Source organism: Caballeronia sp. LZ032, from assembly GCF_031451315.1.
Taxonomy (GTDB): Bacteria; Pseudomonadota; Gammaproteobacteria; order Burkholderiales; family Burkholderiaceae; genus Caballeronia.
In genome coordinates, this window is record NZ_JARUXP010000071.1 from 1 (window position 1) to 376 (window position 376).

1 pseudogene is annotated in these 376 nt (G+C 62.5%); it reads right to left on the reverse strand.

The features are described 5' to 3' along the window. A pseudogene (locus QCE69_RS39720) lies at nucleotides 1–376 on the reverse strand (contractile injection system protein, VgrG/Pvc8 family); the annotation flags it as partial.

The following is a 376-nucleotide window of genomic DNA, read 5'->3' on the forward strand; positions in this document are numbered from 1 at the left end:
ACTGTTCTCGTCGCTCTTGCCGTAGCGGTCCCAGCGGAATTGCAGCTTCACGCGGCCGTGCTGGTCGGTCCAGATGGTCTCGCCTGCCGGGCCAACGACTACCGCAGTCTGCGGTCCTGTCGCTTTCGGCAAAGGCGTGATGGAAGGCGCGCGCCAGGGCAGTGAAGTCGGCTGCGCGAGAAACTCCGTGTCGTAACGCGCCGTGCTGCTGCCGCTGGCATCGCCGCCGCTTTGAAACTGATAACTTGCGCCGACGATCAGATACTCGCGGTTGTCAGCCGTTCGTGGACAACCTGTCAACGTGAACAGATAGCCCGGCGCGAAGGCGCGAATCGTGGTGTGACCATGAGCGCTTTCGCTACCGGTCTGCTCTTCT